Below are 16,466 nucleotides of genomic sequence, written 5' to 3'. Positions count from 1 at the left end.
ATAGACCGTACGTTTGAGAATGGGAGCCGCAGACTCCCACCTAACGACAAACCAAAAAGCCCCGGCGTTTTTCGCAGCGGGGCTTTTTGTATCTTGGCTGCCTACTTGTGTCGTTCATTGCTCAGCCGCCAGGCAAATGCCCCAACGGCAACGCCCCCGGCGTCTTCACCGTATGAATCGCAAAGTTGCTGCGGATGTCACTTATGCCCGGCAGCTTCAACAAATGCCCGGTGACGAAGCGGTCATAGGCGCGCAAGTCCGGCACCACGACTTGCAACAGAAAATCCGACTCGCCTGACACCAGGAACGCCGAAATCACTTCCGGCAATGCCGTGACCGCCTGGCGAAATGCTTCGGCTCGTTCGTCGTTGTGCCGCTCAACTTTCACGCCGACAAAAATCGTCAGCCCGAGGCCCACTTCGTCGCGATCCAGAATGGCTTGATAACCACGAATCACACCGGCGTCTTCGAGCATCCGCACGCGGCGCAGGCAGGGTGACGGGGACAGGCCGATTTCTTCGGCTAGTTGCACGTTGCTCAGGCGACCGTCCCTTTGCAGTGCGGCGAGGATTTTGCGGTCGAAGGCATCCAGTTTCATGAGTTGGCATTTTCCGATGGAATGACACGAGCATATGGCAGGTTATGCCAATTTCCTTAGCTTTAGAAGCTGACTTCGCAACCACCTGCCCTGCCCCTCGGCCCTAGACTGGCACGATCGAATCGTCGATGAAGGGAGGTGTGGCATGGCAGAGCTCTGGTTGTTCCTGATGGCCTTGATGGTGGCGTATTTGCTGCCTGGGCCGGACATGATTCTGTTGCTGCAAACCGGTGCCCGCCAGGGCAAGGGCGCGGCACTGGCGACGGCGGTGGGCCTGGGCATCGCCCGGGGATGTCATGTCGCGCTGGCCGCATTGGGACTTTCGGCATTGTTCAAGACTGCGCCCTGGACCTTTGACGCGGTGCGCCTGGCCGGGGCTGCCTACCTGTTATGGATCGGTTTTCAATGCCTGAGGACCACGTTGTTGCCGAGTTTTGAAGGAGCCGGTATCGAGGCCGGAAAGCGGCGTTGGTATCAGGCGATTCGGCGTGGGCTGCTAACCAATCTGCTCAACCCGAAGGCATTGCTGTTTTGCTCGGTGTTGTTGCCACAGTTCATCGATCCGCAGGGCGGACCGGTGTTGGGGCAGTTTGCGGCCCTGGGCGTGGTGTTGGTCAGCGTGGGTTTGTTGTTTGATAGCGGCTACGCGCTGGTAGGTGTCGCGCTTGGGCGCTGGCTTCAACGCTCCCCTTCGGCCCAGCGTGTTCAGCAATGGTTGTTTGGAAGCCTTTTGATTGGGTTTGCGGTGCGGCTGACGTTTGTGCAGCAGGCCTAGTGCCTGTGGATAAGCTGGTCGGACGACACCTGGAGCGAAGCGAACTGGGCTGAAACCGGGGGCTGCTGCGCAGCTCGGCGGGAGCAAGCTCCCTCGCCACGGTCGTATTTTTACCCTCCCTCACATTCCGAAATAACCCCACTCACCTAGCCGCTCCCCTTGCCGGGCGCGGCTTCTACACTTCGGTGCAATCAGCTCACCCACCCGCTAGTGTCATCCCGGTGGTTATGGTGTTGATCATTAAATTTCAGTAGGTATAGTACCCACCAAGCACACCACACGGAGGTGTTGTGAATAGCCGATTTTTGATAAGCCAGATCATTGCGGACGGTTGGTATCTGGTGCGGGTTCGGGGCAGTCACCATCACTTCAAGCACCCGACCAAACCGGGACTGGTCACGGTTCCTCATCCGAAGAAGGACCTGCTCAAGAAAACGGCCATCAGTATCTTGCAACAGGCGCTGCTCCAGCCGGCCCGTTGCCCTGCGTTCCCGGAGGACGATGAATATGCTTTACCCGATTGCGATTTCCATGGGCGATGACACGCACGCCTGGGGTGTTGAAGTGCCGGATATTCCCGGTTGTTTTTCCGCAGGCGACGACCTGGACGAGGCCATGGCGATGGCGCGTGAGGCCATTGAGGGGCACTTCGAGATTCTGGCTGAAGACGGTTCGGCGATTCCGCCAGCCAACACCGTCACCCTGCATGCGGCTAATCCAAAATATGCCGGCTGCACTTGGGCGCTGGTGGACATCGATGTAACCAAATACCTGGGTAAGGCGCAGAAGCTCAACATCACGCTGCCAGGCTATCTGCTCAATCGCATTGATGAATATGTGTTGCACCATCCTGAAGAGAAAAGCCGGTCAGGGTTCCTCGCTTCTGCCGCTCTCAAGGTATTGCAGCAAGGGCGGTGAACGTTTGTGGGAGCGAGCTTGCTCGCTTACGTCTTACCCCGCGATTAGACCATCGCCTTTGGTGTTGGAGTCAGGAAGGTGTGTTGGCTGGACGGATACATCTGGTTTCCTGCCGCAGCCTGTCTTCAAACGTGTGTCTTCACCGCTGTAGTCAATTCGGGCGACGTTTCTCTCCAGGGTGCAGGGTTGAAAACTTTTGCCCGGCTCAAGCAATACCGGGCAAAAGCGACACATTCCAGGCTGATTATGAAAGCGTGATTGCCATTGAATGCATTTTCCTACCCTGACCAGTATGAAGCGGCAAGAAACGCCGGCTCAGCTGTTTAGGAAAACAGATCATCGGCAAACCCCTTGAGGCCCGACAGACTGACGAGCTGCATATCCGCTGTCTGGATCTGTTCGATGGTGTCGTAACCTGCAAACCAATCCTGGAGGCGCACACCTTCTTGCGGTGTCTGCCCTGGAGTGAAACTTGATCGGTGCAGATAGAGGTCATCACCGATGCGATCAGCCAACAGTTCAGAGCTGCTGATATAGGACAAAACCAATTTGTCGCCGCCGCTGATGCCGTTGTCCTGAATCGTCACTAACCCTGGAGTGTCGATGGTGTAAATATCGTCACCCTCACCACCGTTAGCAAAACCGCTGGCCTGCAATATCAGTCTGTCATCCCCCTGACCTCCTGACAGCGAAAAGCCCATGCCTGCACCGGTCAACAAGTCGTTGCCTTCCCCACCGTCAGCCATGCCATGTTTCACAGTGATAACGTCACCTCCGGCCTCACCGTAAGCCTGAGTACCCTCATCGCTGGCAGCCGTGACGATGGTGTCGTTACCGTTGCCGCCATACAAAATGTCTGCCTGCGGCCCATTGGCCGAGCTATCGACTTTGAAAGGTCCCATCGACGACGTCAGCCCGCCATAGAGGTAATCATTGCCATCCCCGCCGTCGATGACGTCGTTGCCCAATCCCCCCTCCAGGTAATTGACACCCGCGTCTCCAACCAAGACATCGTTGAAGTGACTGCCCAACACGTGTTCGATGTTGAGCAATACATCTCCTTCGGCATCGCCACCTTGATTGATTTGAGTCTGCAAGTTGATCGAGACTCCTGTTGTGCTTGTAATGTAAAAAGCACTGTCGAGACCTACGCGACCATCGATTACGTCTGCGCCTGCTCCACCGATAAAGATGTCCTTCAGACCAGAGCCTGATAGCGTGTCGTTAAAATTGCTGCCTTGAAAAAACTCAATGTTGGCGTAGGTGTGGCCAGCCGCCTCCCCTGTGTTAGCCCCGCTGGTCAGGTCGATCGTCACCGCGCTGCCAGCCTGTTCATAAGTGACTAAATCCAGGCCACCCGCGCCGTCCACCCGCATGGACGAACTACCGCCATAGAAGATATCGTTAAAATTCGATCCTCTGATCACCTCGATGTCGGTGTAGGTATCACCTGCCGCGATCCCGGAATGCACACCCGTCTTGAGGTTAATGACCATTGCTTCTTTGCTGTCGAGATAGCCCGCTACATCGGTGCCAGCACCGCCGAAGAACTGATCCGCTCCCGCGCCACCGTACAGTGTGTCGTTGCCTGAGCCGCCAGTAATGATGTTGTCGCTGTCGTTGCCGTAACCAATGAATGCGCCAGTACCGACATAGGTCAAACGCTCAACGTTGGCAGCCAGGACCGTGCCGCTGGCATTGATCACCGACACGCGGACTTCATCGTCGCCGCCACCGGCCTGTTCGATTATGGTGGGTGTGTACCCCATGGCGACGTTGTAGATGTCGTCACCAGCCCCACCTTCCAGTCGTACCCCTGTGGCTATGGTGTACGGGCCAGCGGAGAGCACGTCGTTGAAGGCAGAGCCTATGACGGTTTCGATACCCGTTAAAATCGTGCCTTCAGCCTCTCCGCCCGTTCCTGCAGTTCCGGTCCCCAGGCGGATATTAACGTTTACCCCGGCAGTCGAACCCGAATAGTCGACCGTGTCGACCCCGGCACCGCCGTCGAAATCCATACCGTTACCATCACCAATGAAGGTGTCGTTGAAATTCGATCCTCTGATCACCTCGATGTCGGTGTAGGTATCACCTGCCGCGATCCCGGAATAAATGCCCGTCTTGAGGTTGATGGTCACAGCTTCCTTGCTGTCGGTATAACCCGCTATGTCATAGCCGGCACCGCCGATGAACTGATCCGCTCCTGCGCCACCGTACAGTGTGTCGTTGCCTGAGCCGCCAGTAATGATGTTGTCGCTGTCGTTGCCGTAACCGATGAATGCGCCAGTACCGACATAGGTCAAACGCTCAACGTTGGCAGCCAGGACCGTGCCGCTGGCATTGATCACCGACACACGGACTTCATCGTTGCCGCCACCGGCCTGTTCGATGATGGTGGGTGTGTAGCCCATGCCGATGGTGTAGATGTCATCGCCAGCACCACCTTCCAGCCGTAACGTTGCGGCTGTGGAGTACGGACCAGCGGAGAGCACGTCGTTGAAGGCAGAGCCTATGACGGTTTCGATATTCGCCAAAGTGCTGCCTTCGGCCTCTCCGCCCGTTCCTGCGGTTCCCGTCCCGGTACGGATATTGATGTTTACCCCGGCTGTCGAGCCCGAGTAGTCGACCGTGTCGATCCCGGCACCGCCGTCGAAATCGATACCGCTACCATCGCCAACGAACGTGTCGTTGAAATTCGATCCTCTGATCGCCTCGATGTCAGTGTAGGTATCACCTGCCGCGATCCCGGAATGCACACCCGTCTTGAGGTTGATGGTCACAGCTTCCTTGCTGTCGGTATAACCCGCTATGTCATAGCCGGCACCGCCGATGAACTGATCCGCTCCTGCGCCGCCGTACAATGTGTCGTTGCCTGAGCCGCCAGTAATGATGTTGTCGCTGTCGTTGCCGTAACCGATGAATGCGCCAGTACCGACATAGGTCAAACGCTCAACGTTGGCAGCCAGGACCGTGCCGCTGGCATTGATCACCGACACACGGACTTCATCGTTGCCGCCACCGGCCTGTTCGATGATGGTGGGTGTGTAGCCCATGCCGATGGTGTAGATGTCATCGCCAGCACCACCTTCCAGCCGTAACGTTGCGGCTGTGGAGTACGGACCAGCGGAGAGCACGTCGTTGAAGGCAGAGCCTATGACGGTTTCGATATTCGCCAAAGTGCTGCCTTCGGCCTCTCCGCCCGTTCCTGCGGTTCCCGTCCCGGTACGGATATTGATGTTTACCCCGGCTGTCGAGCCCGAGTAGTCGACCGTGTCGATCCCGGCACCGCCGTCGAAATCGATACCGCTACCATCGCCAACGAACGTGTCGTTGAAATTCGATCCTCTGATCGCCTCGATGTCGGTGTAGGTATCACCTGCCGCGATCCCGGAATGCACACCCGTCTTGAGGTTGATGGTCACAGCTTCCTTGCTGTCGGTATAACCCGCTATGTCATAGCCGGCACCGCCGATGAACTGATCCGCTCCCGCGCCACCGTACAGTGTGTCGTTGCCTGAGCCGCCAGTAATGATGTTGTCGCTGTCGTTGCCGTAACCAATGAATGCGCCAGTACCGACATAGGTCAAACGCTCAACGTTGGCAGCCAGGACCGTGCCGCTGGCATTGATCACCGACACGCGGACTTCATCGTTGCCGCCACCGGCCTGTTCGATGATGGTGGGTGTGTAGCCCATGCCGATGGTGTAGATGTCATCGCCAGCACCACCTTCCAGCCGTAACGTTGCGGCTGTGGTGTACGGACCAGCGGAGAGCACGTCGTTGAAGGCAGAGCCTATGACGGTTTCGATACCAGTGAGAATATCCCCCTCTGCATCGCCACCCCGTCCAACAAGTCCAGTTCCCTGGCGCAAATCTATACTGATACCTTCAGTCGATGCTGAGTAATCAACAGTATCTGTACCAGCACCGCCATCAATTTTGTCTGCGCCAGCGGTGCCCTTGATTACATCGTTCCCGCCCAGAGCGTTGATCTCATCATCCCCTGCGGTGCCAATTAGTGCATCTGCGCCAGCTGTTCCATTGATAACTGCCATTTTTTCTTCCCTGCTTAAGGATGGTAGAGGAGGCTCGTAAAAACAGTGTTTGTTTACAAGAATCTCTGCGGTGTTTTTCGGCTGTGGCCACTGAAGCTTGAGCGGAGATTTCGCCTAGAAAAATGGGTAATTAAGGTGTCATTTATTAAATTTCAGGCACGACATAACGCCCAATTTGAAAAATCGGGATACGTTTGATTTTTTACGATCAATTGCGTGCTGGCGCAGCCGATCCATGCTGAGCTCCATCCAAGGCCCTTCTCCCTATTGGGAAGTTAACTGGGCACTGAGCGTCCTTGCGCGAGTGATAGCACAACAATATCTCTTTACACAAGAGGTCCGGTCCCCAGGGAAGCGTAGCGTGCCGCTGACGTCCTAAGGGCGGTGACGGATGTGGAGCGAGCTGGCTCGCGATAGCGCCCTGTCAGCCAGCAGGGATGCAGTGATCTGACGCCATCGCGAGCAAGCTCGCTCCCACAGGGGTTTTGCAATCACCCCTCCGATGGCTGCGGGCCGTCTATTTTTTCTCCGCCCCGGACTCCTGCATCTGCACCGAAGACTTGGTGCCGTCGGTGTTGTCCTTGGTCTCGTTATCCGAGTTGTCGAAACAGCCTTGCAGGGCGAACAAGCAGCAGGCAAGGCAAAAAGTGCGGGCGAGATTCATGATGTACTCCGATACCGAGGGCTTTCAGCAGTGACCTGCGAGAGCGGTAATGGTTGCGACTGTCATCGTGCCGGACGATGAACGTCGACGGAGGTTGGCGACTGAAATGTAAGTAGAATTTTCATCGCTTCGTTGCTGTCACACCAGACAGGTGCATCCCATAAGGAAACACGGCAATGACGTTCGCAAAAATCGCGCAAAAACTGGCCCTCTGGGCGGGGAGCCCCAAGACATTCCTGGGAGCCATCGTGTTGTTGGCACTGTGGGCAGCCAGCGGACCTTTCTTCGGTTTCAACGACACCTGGCAATTGATCATCAACACCTCGACCACCATCATCACCTTCCTCATGGTGTTCCTGATCCAGAACACGCAGAACCGCGATACAGACATCTTGCACCTGAAGATCGATGAGTTGTTGCGAGCGACCAAGGAGGCACAAAACGCCATGCTCGGACTCGAATCCCTGGACCTCAAACAACTGGAAGCCCTGAGAAAGCACTACCAAGCCATGGGCAACGACGAGGTCAAAAGCCTTGAAGGCCTGGAAGCGAAAAGCAAGATCGACTTGAACCAGTGCTGAGAGATGCGCGAGTGGGCGACATGCCACTCGCGCGGTCGGCAACTTATCAGGGCAACGGATTACCGCCCGTCACGCCAAACACTTCCCCAGTGATGTAGCTCGATTCCTGGGATGCCAGCAATACATAGAGCGGCGCACATTCGGCCGGTTGGCCTGGACGCTTCATCGGCACCTGGGCGCCAAAGGTAGGAATTTTCTCCTGCGGTTGGCCGCCACTGGGTTGCAGCACGGTCCAGATCGGCCCCGGTGCCACAGCATTGACCCGGATGCCCTTGCTGATGACCTGCCCGGCCAGCGCCTTGGTGAACGCCACGATGGCCGCTTTGGTGGTGGCGTAATCCAACAGCGTCGCAGACGGATCGTAGGATTGGATCGACGCCGTGTTGATAACCGTCGCCCCCGCCGGCATCAGCGGCACCGCTGCCTTGCAGATCCAGAACATCGCATAGATGTTGGTTTTCATGGTGTCGTCGAATTGCGCAGTGGTGATGTCGGCAATGTCTTTTTGCGCTTCCTGCTTACCGGCAACGTTCACCACGATATCCAGGCCGCCCAATTGCTCGTGGGCACTCCTTACCAATTGCACACAAAAGGTTTCGTCCTTGAGGTCACCGGGAATCGCAATCGCCTTGCGGCCTTCGGCTTCGATCAGTTCGATGACCTGCCGCGCATCCCGCTCTTCGCTGGGCAAGTAGTTGATCGCGACATCCGCGCCCTCGCGGGCATAGGCGATGGCGGCGGCACGACCGATGCCTGAGTCACCACCGGTGACCAGGGCCTTGCGTCCTTCCAGGCGCCCGAAGCCCTGGTAACTTTTTTCACCATGATCGGGCTTGGGCACCATGTCCTGGTCAATACCCGGCGGCGACTGCGGCTGGTCGGGAAAGGGTGGGCGCGGATACTGGGTCAGTGGGTTCTGCATCGCGTATTGGTTGGGTTCTCGGCGTGTGGACATCGAACTTCTCCTTTTCGGCGGGCAAGATGAGCCAGGGCGCGAGCGCCCTGGTCCTGATGTAAGAAGGGTTGCGAATCAGCGACTGGCCTGCAGCGCCCTGGCCATCTCAAGGTGGGTCTGCAATTTAGGCAGGGTCTCATCGGCAAACGCCTTGATTTCCGGCACTTCGGTGGTCTGGGCCTGCTGCTGGATTTGCGCGATGGCTTCCTCGGTGGCCTTGACCTGGCTGGCGGCATAGGCAGCCTCGAAGGACTCTCCTTCCTGTACCTGCGGCATCAAGGCCTTGGCCTTGTCAGCCACTTCCTCCCTTGGCGCGACAGGCAAGTCGAGCTTTTTCGCGATCTTCGCCAGATGTTGATTGGCGGTGGTGCGGTCGTTGATCACCATGATGGTGTAGTCCTTGACCTCCCTGGATTCGGCCTTCCCGTGGGCCATGCGGCTGGCCTCGATGTCGGCCATGCCCTTGGCCGAAGCATCGTTGATGAATTCGGCAGGCGATTGGGCCCAGGCACTGTTGGCACCCAGGCCCATCAGCACAACAAGACTGGTGGTGCGTAAAAAGATGGCCATCCGGCTCATGATCGCGCCCTCCTCTGATAAAGGTTCTGGCGGGGGTCCGCCGCTGAATCAGAACCATCCGCGACAATCTGCGAGGCCTCTAACCCGGTTTGCCTCGGGTCTCCTGCGACAGTCGTGAGAATGGTTCTCCCACCCTTGCGACCCGCTGCAAACACCTTCGTTCGATCATGGGCGATGTTTCCGGCAAGCGGGATCTACCTGACATCCGAAAAGAACAGGGCCGCAAGGTTTGAAAAAATCTCCAGCGCCACGACGAACGGTGGCGCGCGGTCAGATGCCGAACGCCTTGTGATTATGGCGTTTGGCGGCGTACATCGCCGCGTCAGCGTGACGGAACAGCGCCACGTCTTCGGTGCCATCGTCGGGAAAACAGGCGACACCAATGCTCGGCTCAATGCTCAGGCAATGCCCGTCCAGGCGCAGCGGTTGGGCCAACGCATGACGGATTTTCTCCTGCACACGGTGGGCATCTTCCAGGACCTGAATGCTGTGGAGTAGAACCACAAACTCGTCCCCACCAATGCGTGCCACGGTGTCGGTGTCACGGACACAACCCTTGAGTCGACTGGCCACCGCTTGCAACAGCATATCGCCCACCCCATGGCCGTAGGTGTCGTTGATCTGCTTGAAGCGATCCAGATCGATGTACAGCAGGGCCATGCGCCCCGATGCGGTGCGGGCGGTGGCCAGCGCCGCCTTGAAGCGGTCACGCAGCAATTCGCGGTTGGGCACCTGGGTCAACTGGTCGTACTGCGCCATGTGCTGCAAACGGGCGTGCATTTGCTGGCGCTCGATGGCGATAGTGATTTGCGCACAGACGTATTGCAGCAGTTCTTTATCCTGCTCGGTATAACGGGCGTTGTTCGGCGCGCTCTTGACGATCAGAGCGCCGATCGTGCCGTTCTGCGAGTTCAGCGGCACGCCCAGCCAACAGGGCGCGTCCGGCTGCGCCACCAGGTCGCAAAACCCCGGCGTCGGCTCGCTGCAACCGGGCGTCAACAGGATGGGTTGGCCACTGCGAATCACCTCGGCGCACAGACGCCCAGTGATCGTGCCGGGGAGTTCGGGCTGTCGCTCCGAGTCGTCGACGTGATAAGGAAAATTAAGTTGCGCGCATTGCTCGTCATACAGCGCCACCGAAAAATTCAGCGCCGGCAGCCACTCGCCAATGATCAGATGGATACGTTTGAACAACGCCAGCAGATCCGCCGCGGCATGGGCCGCCTCGGAAATCGCGTACAGCGCCGCTTGGCGGGACTCGGCCTGCTTGCGCTCGGTAATGTCCCGCGCCACGGCGATCCGCAATTGATCCACCGGTGACCAGCGCGCCGACCACAGAATGTGCACCACCCCACCGTCCTTGCGCAGGTAGCGGTTCTCGAAGTTGAGTTTGGGCTCGCCGTCCATGATCTCCCGAGCGGCTTCCAGGGTCCGCTGGCGATCGGCAGGGTGCACCATCTCGATCATCGGCTGGCCGATCAGCTCTTGCGGGGTGTAGCCGAAAATGCGTTCGCAGGCGGCACTGACAAACACGAAACGCCCTTGGCCGTCGACAGCACACACGGCATCCAGCAGAAGGTCGATGTAGCTGGCCAGCGGCGCGGAACTTGAAGTATCCATGGGGCTGGAGGTCATCCGGATAATGCAGCGGTGAGCAAAACCTTACGTATCGGCCGGTACGAGACACACAGCCTGGTACCCATGAAGATAGCGTAGGCGATCAGGAGCAAAGCTGGAGGAGATCACTCGATCCGACGTGGCTCCCCATCAAGCCTCACGGACCGGTAAAAAATACCATCCCGGCATAAGGCGCCTGCCTACAGGCCTTCAGCCGAGACAGCAGATCCCCCACGTGGACTTCGAGTTTGTGCCCGTCCGGGTCGAGAAAATAAAACGAGTCACCTTCGCTGCGGTTGTCCCGCCACGCGGCCACCTGGGCTTCACTCAGCCGCGCCACCAGCACCGGAAAATGCTCGGCGCTGATACTGAATGCGTAATGGGTGTAGTCCGCCGCCGGCCCGGCCTTGCGCAACGGGTCGAGAGACAGGCACAACCACAACCCGGGCAACGATAAATAGGCCCCGCAGTCCCACCTGGCCTCAAGACGAAGCTGCAATAGCTCGCCATAAAAAATCACACTTCGGTCCAGGTCAGTGACAGCAAGCGTCAGATGGTTGAGGCCAGAGAGCATCGACAAGCAACCTTGGGAACATATGGATAAGCCAAACCCGCTGGGCTTGGGGCTAAAGCGTAGCGGGCCAGGGCTCCGACGCCGCAAATGGATTCTCCGCCCAAGCTCTTAGGCAAGATCCTACACAGAAGTCTCCAGTAACACTCAAACACACCGGAAACGGCCGATTCAAAGCCCTGCACAACGATCTGTAAAGTCTGGAAACACACACAGAGTGAAATAACCCACGGACAGCAACCCTCAACCAAGGAATGTAATCGCACTATGAACCAGACTGCGCAATCACCTCATCACTTCACCAACTACCGCAAGGTCATCTCCCTGGCGGACCCGGACTGGCAAAGCGCTGAGGTCGGGAAAATCTCCGGGCTGAACGTCGAGGTCAAGACGCCCAATGTCCTGGTCGACCAATACGGCCGGACCTTCCAGCATTTCTGTACCACGTCTTATCTAGGCTTGGATTACCACCCCGCTTTGCTCGATGGCGCCATGACCGCCCTGTGGGAAACCGGCACCCTGCGTGTCGCCAATTCAAAGAATCGCTGCAAGCTGGCGATCCTGGACCAGTACGAAACCCAATTGTCAGAGTTGTTTGGCGCCAGTTGCCTCAGTGCCTTGTCTTGCAGCGCGGCAAGCGCCGGGATTCTACCGTTGCTGGCCAGCGGCGTACTGACGGGCAATCGACCGCCGGTGATGGTGTTCGATAAACATGCCCATTACTCGATGAACCACTTCAAGGCCGCCTGCGCCGATGAAACCCAGGTCATCACAGGCCCGCACAACGACATGGATTTCCTCGAAGACGTGTGCAAACACCAACGCAACGTGGCCTACGTGGCCGATGGCGCCTACAGCATGGGTGGGGTGGCGGACCTCGATAGCCTGCTGTACCTCAAGCATCGTTATGGCCTGTTCCTCTATCTGGACGACTCCCATGCGTTGTCCACCGTAGGGTCATGCGGCGCCGGTCTGGTTCGTTCACGTCTCCATGCGGTGGACGAGCGCACCCTGATTGTCGCCTCATTGGCCAAATCATTCGGGGCCAGTGGCGGGTTGGCCATGTTCGGCAGTGAACGGCACAAGGCGCTGGTACAGCGTTATGGAGGGCCGAGCAACTGGTCCCAAAGCCTGAACGCAGCAGCGATTGGCGCAGGCATGGCCTCGATCCGCCTGCACCGCAGCCGAGAATTCAGCGCCTTGCAGGAGCGTTTGCAGGCTAATATTCGCTTGTTCGATAGTCTGGTTCGTACCGAACAGCACGGCAGCCCCATGGCGATCCGTCTGATGCCCTGCGGTGAAGCCTCCTTGGCCAGCAGCGTGGCAGTCGAACTGGCCGAGCTGGGGTACTTTACTTCAGCGGTCTTTTTCCCCGTGGTGCCACAAGGCAAGGCCGCCATCCGCGTTACCCTGCGCGCCGATATGGAGCCGAACGTGATTCGCTCATTTTGCGAACGGATTACCGAGCTGCTGCTGGCACGCGGGCGTGACATCCGCCTTTGAAATGAGTCGTTGATGAAGAACCGTACAACCTTGATCGTTACCTGCACCACCGTCTTCCTGGCGCAACTGGGCATGAGCATCTACTTGCCGGCCCTGCCTGATATCGCCCGGGATCTCGGGGCCGATGCGTCCCGGGTGTCCTGGGGTCTGGCGGTGTACCTGATCGGCATGGCGCTGCCCATGTTGCTGTGGGGCAGCCTGAGCCAGCGCCTGGGGCGCAAACCGGTCTTGCTGGCGGCATTGGGGTTGTACGGCCTGGGCAACCTGGCCCTGCCGCTGGGCACGACAGTGGAAGGGTTCCTGGCCCTCAGGTTGATCCAGGGCATCGGCGCCAGCGGTATTTCGGTGATGGCGCGGGTATTGATTCGCGACAGCTTCAGCGGCGACCTGTTGGCCAAGGCACTGTCCTGGATATCGATCGCCTTCGTGATTGCCCTCGGCATCGGCCAGTACCTGGGCTCGCTGATCCAGGCTGCGTTCGGCTGGGAGGCGATTTTCTATGGCGTGGGCGCAGTCAGCGTGGCCATGGCGGCCGCAGTGTCCAGGGCCAGGTTTGCGGTATTGGCGCAAACCAGCAACGGGCAATCGGCGTGGCGTATTTACGGGCAGATCCTCACGCGACATGGTTTTTTGCTGCCAGCCTTGGCAGGAGGGCTGGGTTACGGTGTGATCGTTGCTTTCAATACCGCAGCGCCGTTGATTCTGCAGGAAAGCTTTCACTGGTCGCCCATTGAGTACGGTTTGCTGGGCTGGCCAATCAGCGCCGCGTATCTGCTCGGCGCGCTGGCGGTGAACGCTTTTGTGCTGCGCACCGGTCAACGGCGGATGATGGGGTGGGGCATCGCACTGGTGCTCGGCGGCAGCGCGACCATGCTGGCAGGCAGCCTCACCCTGAGCAGCATCGCGTTGCTCTTCTGGCTGCCGTATTGCTTCGCGGTGTTCGGCCAGTCGTTGAACTACCCCATCAGCCTGTCCCTGGCCAACGAGGGTTCACCGATAGCCGGCGCCTACGCCATGGCATTGAGCGGTTTCCTGCATCAATTGATGGCGGCGGGGATCGGCGCCATGGCCAGCTTGTTGTTGAGCCAACAGGCCTGGCCGCTGGCAGCATTGTGCGCGCTGCTGGGGGCGGCGGCGATGCTATGCGTAAGGTTCATGCCGCCCCGGATGGCTTAAAACGCGCTGCGGAAAATTTCCTCGATCTGCCGTTGATCAGCCGCGCGTGGGTTGGTCAGGCCGCACGCATCTTTCAAGGCGTTGGCGGCCAGTACCGGTACGTCGTTGAGGCGTACGCCCAGGTCACGCAAACCGGCCGGAATGTCCACGTCAAGGGCCAGGCTGCGAATCGCCGCAATGGCAGCCCGGGCGCCCTCTTCCGAACTGACCCCACGTGTATCGACGCCCATGGCAGTGGCCACGTCGGTCAAGCGCGCAGCGCACACCGAGGCGTTGAAGCTCTGCACGTGAGGCAACAGCACTGCGTTGCACACGCCGTGAGGCAAGTCGTAAAAACCACCCAGTTGATGCGCCATCGCGTGGACGAAACCCAGCGAAGCGTTGTTGAACGCCATCCCGGCCAGAAACTGTGCGTAGGCCATGTTCTCCCGCGCCGTCAGATCGGTGCCGTCGCGCACGACCAGGCGCAGGTTATTGCTGATCAGGGTCATGGCCTTCAGCGCGCAAGCATCGGTGATCGGGTTGGCGGCGGTGGACACATAGGCCTCGATCGCGTGAGTCAGCGCATCCATGCCCGTGGCGGCCGTCAGGCCCTTGGGCATCGCCACCATCAGCGCCGGGTCGTTCACCGACATCAGCGGGGTCACGTTACGATCGACAATCGCCATTTTCACGTGACGTGTCTCGTCGGTGATGATGCAGAAACGGGTCATCTCGCTGGCGGTGCCGGCCGTGGTGTTGATGGCGATCAGCGGCAATTGCGGCTTGCTCGAACGGTCGACACCTTCATAATCGCGGATCTGCCCGCCGTTGGTGGCACACAGGGCGATGCCCTTGGCGCAGTCGTGGGGGGAACCACCGCCCAGCGACACCACGAAATCGCACTGACTCTCCTTCAACAACCCCAGTCCAAGCTCGACATTGGCAATGCTCGGGTTGGGCTTGGCACCGTCGAAAATCACCGAATCGATGTCCTGCAACGCCAGTTGCCCGGCCACCATGCTCGCGACACCGGCCTTGGCCAGCCCCGCATCGGTGACGATCAATGCTTTGCGAAAGCCATAGTTGCGGATGGCGACCATGGCCTCATCGAGGCAGCCCAGCCCCATGATGTTCACGGCGGGAATGAAAAAAGTACTGCTCATGGGGTCATGCTCCAGGAAGAGGCCGGATCGGCAGGGCCTACAGAATGACCGAGTAGTCACGGCGTATCTTGATCTGGCTCAAGATTGGGTCGTGATAAAGTCGCGCCCTGCCTTTTGCCACATTTTGAGATGAGCTTCGCAATGACCGATTTCCAGGAACATGACGCCCGGCTCGAAGACTGGGAGGCCTTGCGCGCCAACATCACCTTCAGCGGCTTGCTGGTGGGCAATGGTGCCAGCCGCGCCGTATGGGACGATTTCGGCTACGACTCGTTGTTCGAAAACGCCCGCACCGTTGAAGAAAAGCCGTTGAGCCCGTCTGAATTGAGTGTGTTTGACGCGATGCAGACGCGCAGTTTCGAACAAGTGCTCGGCGCGCTGAAAACCACCAGCCGGGTCAACAAGGCCCTGGCCGTCAGCTCCGCCGCGCCGCGCAATCGCTATTACGCGATCAAGGAAGCGCTGATCAACACCGTGCACGCGGTGCATATCCCGTGGCGCTTGGTGCAGCCATCGACCCTGGCGACGCTCAACCAGGAAATGAGCCACTACCGCACGGTGTTCACCACCAACTACGATTTGCTCAACTACTGGGCGATCCAGCACGCGCCCGAGGCCCTCACCGACCTGTTCTTCGGCGTCGACCACAGTTTTGATCTGAGCCAGGTGGCCACGGACAAACCGCGCCTGCTATACCTGCACGGTGGCCTGCACCTGGTGCGCAACCAGGACGGCACGGCGCGCAAGCTCACCTCCACCGAAGGCACGCTGTTGGGCAGCTTCGCCATCAACAACACGATCAAGACCCTCGACGACGTGCCGCTGTTCGTCAATGAAGGCCCGAGTTCGGACAAGCTCAAGACCATCCGCAGCTCCGACTACCTGTCGTTCTGCTATGACCAGTTACTGCACCACGGCGACAACCTGTGCCTGTTCGGCCACGCCCTGGGCGAGCAGGACCAACATATTGTCCAAGCCTTGCGGCAGGCAGCGCCGAAAACGGTGGCGATTTCGATCTATCCGCGCAGCCAGGCGTTTATCCAGCACCAGAAGCGCCATTACGCCAAGGTGTTCCAGGGGTTGGATGTTCAATTGCGTTTCTTCGATGCCAAGAGCCATCCACTGGGCAATCCGAAGTTGTCGGTGCCGGTGGAGGTTTAGGTAAGTCAGCATTGGACAGAACTATTTGAATCGGAGACAGGGTGGACTTGTGGCGAGGGGATTTATCCCCGTTGGGGTGCGCAGCGCCCCCAAAAGCGAAAAACTGGGTCTACCTGACATACCGAGTTGTCATGTTTGAGGGCTGCTGCGCACCCCAACGGGGATAAA

14 protein-coding genes and 1 pseudogene are annotated in these 16,466 nt (G+C 58.7%); 7 read left to right on the top strand and 8 right to left on the bottom strand.

The window, feature by feature from the left end; genetic code table 11:
- Positions 1-121: 121 nt before the first annotated feature.
- A complete protein-coding gene (locus LOY70_RS07200) occupies positions 122-598 on the bottom strand; it encodes an Lrp/AsnC family transcriptional regulator (RefSeq protein ID WP_092224914.1) in 477 nt (158 codons plus the stop codon).
- Positions 599-743: 145 nt separating this feature from the next.
- Here LOY70_RS07200 and LOY70_RS07195 point away from each other — a divergent pair, with 145 nt between their 5' ends.
- The 3 genes and pseudogenes from LOY70_RS07195 to LOY70_RS07185 all read left to right on the top strand — a co-directional run bounded on the left by LOY70_RS07195 (position 744) and on the right by LOY70_RS07185 (position 2,291).
- The gene (locus LOY70_RS07195) at positions 744-1,373 is read left to right on the top strand and encodes a LysE family translocator (RefSeq protein WP_265035019.1); all 630 of its coding nucleotides are present in this window, start codon (positions 744-746) and stop codon (positions 1,371-1,373) included.
- 290 nt (positions 1,374-1,663) lie between these two features.
- Positions 1,664-1,840: pseudogene (locus tag LOY70_RS07190) on the top strand (type II toxin-antitoxin system HicA family toxin); the annotation flags it as partial.
- A 40-nt stretch (positions 1,841-1,880) separates the two neighbouring features.
- Positions 1,881-2,291 (top strand): type II toxin-antitoxin system HicB family antitoxin, encoded by a 411-nt coding sequence (locus LOY70_RS07185; protein WP_265035017.1) that lies wholly within the window; start codon positions 1,881-1,883, stop codon positions 2,289-2,291.
- A 323-nt stretch (positions 2,292-2,614) separates the two neighbouring features.
- Here the strand turns inward: LOY70_RS07185 and LOY70_RS07180 are convergent, their stop codons facing one another.
- Together LOY70_RS07180 and LOY70_RS07175 are read right to left on the bottom strand one after the other, a co-directional pair.
- Positions 2,615-6,346, bottom strand: a complete 3,732-nt coding sequence (locus tag LOY70_RS07180) for a beta strand repeat-containing protein (RefSeq protein WP_265035015.1) — start codon at positions 6,344-6,346, stop codon at positions 2,615-2,617.
- A gap of 517 nt (positions 6,347-6,863) precedes the next feature.
- Positions 6,864-7,010 carry a hypothetical protein gene (locus LOY70_RS07175; protein ID WP_170866878.1) on the bottom strand — a complete coding sequence of 49 codons (147 nt, stop codon included), beginning with the start codon at positions 7,008-7,010 and terminating at the stop codon, positions 6,864-6,866.
- 176 nt (positions 7,011-7,186) lie between these two features.
- Between LOY70_RS07175 and LOY70_RS07170 the strand changes: the two genes are divergently transcribed.
- Positions 7,187-7,591, top strand: coding sequence for a low affinity iron permease family protein (locus tag LOY70_RS07170; protein ID WP_025212333.1), 405 nt, complete (start codon positions 7,187-7,189; stop codon positions 7,589-7,591).
- A 46-nt stretch (positions 7,592-7,637) separates the two neighbouring features.
- Here LOY70_RS07170 and LOY70_RS07165 read toward each other — a convergent pair whose 3' ends face one another.
- From LOY70_RS07165 to fos, 4 genes are all read right to left on the bottom strand, one after another.
- On the bottom strand, positions 7,638-8,546 hold the full coding sequence (locus LOY70_RS07165; RefSeq protein ID WP_265035007.1) for an SDR family oxidoreductase: 909 nt from the start codon (positions 8,544-8,546) through the stop codon (positions 7,638-7,640).
- Between the two features lie 75 nt (positions 8,547-8,621).
- Positions 8,622-9,125, bottom strand: coding sequence for a DUF4142 domain-containing protein (locus LOY70_RS07160; RefSeq protein ID WP_265035005.1), 504 nt, complete (start codon positions 9,123-9,125; stop codon positions 8,622-8,624).
- A gap of 270 nt (positions 9,126-9,395) precedes the next feature.
- Positions 9,396-10,745: a GGDEF domain-containing protein gene (locus LOY70_RS07155; protein WP_265035003.1), complete on the bottom strand. Its 1,350-nt coding sequence runs from the start codon at positions 10,743-10,745 to the stop codon at positions 9,396-9,398.
- A 154-nt stretch (positions 10,746-10,899) separates the two neighbouring features.
- Positions 10,900-11,316, bottom strand: coding sequence for a fosfomycin resistance glutathione transferase (gene fos, locus LOY70_RS07150; RefSeq protein ID WP_265035001.1), 417 nt, complete (start codon positions 11,314-11,316; stop codon positions 10,900-10,902).
- A gap of 264 nt (positions 11,317-11,580) precedes the next feature.
- Here fos and LOY70_RS07145 point away from each other — a divergent pair, with 264 nt between their 5' ends.
- Positions 11,581-12,816, top strand: coding sequence for an aminotransferase class I/II-fold pyridoxal phosphate-dependent enzyme (locus tag LOY70_RS07145; RefSeq protein ID WP_265034999.1), 1,236 nt, complete (start codon positions 11,581-11,583; stop codon positions 12,814-12,816).
- Positions 12,817-12,828: 12 nt separating this feature from the next.
- Complete coding sequence (locus LOY70_RS07140; protein WP_265034997.1) at positions 12,829-13,992, top strand: MFS transporter; 1,164 nt, start codon at positions 12,829-12,831, stop codon at positions 13,990-13,992.
- Here LOY70_RS07140 and yiaY read toward each other — a convergent pair.
- Positions 13,989-15,137 (bottom strand): L-threonine dehydrogenase, encoded by a 1,149-nt coding sequence (yiaY, locus tag LOY70_RS07135; protein ID WP_265034995.1) that lies wholly within the window; start codon positions 15,135-15,137, stop codon positions 13,989-13,991. The two genes, LOY70_RS07140 and yiaY, sit on opposite strands and share 4 nt — an antisense overlap.
- Before the next feature lie 141 nt (positions 15,138-15,278).
- Here yiaY and LOY70_RS07130 point away from each other — a divergent pair, with 141 nt between their 5' ends.
- Positions 15,279-16,298, top strand: a complete 1,020-nt coding sequence (locus LOY70_RS07130; RefSeq protein WP_265034993.1) for a DUF4917 family protein — start codon at positions 15,279-15,281, stop codon at positions 16,296-16,298.
- The last annotated feature ends 168 nt before the right edge of the window (positions 16,299-16,466 follow it).

It is taken from the genome of Pseudomonas sp. B21-054, from assembly GCF_026016345.1.
In the GTDB taxonomy this organism is placed as follows: domain Bacteria; phylum Pseudomonadota; class Gammaproteobacteria; order Pseudomonadales; family Pseudomonadaceae; genus Aquipseudomonas.
Note: the sequence above shows the minus strand (reverse complement) of the source record. Positions and strands in the feature narration are given on the sequence as shown.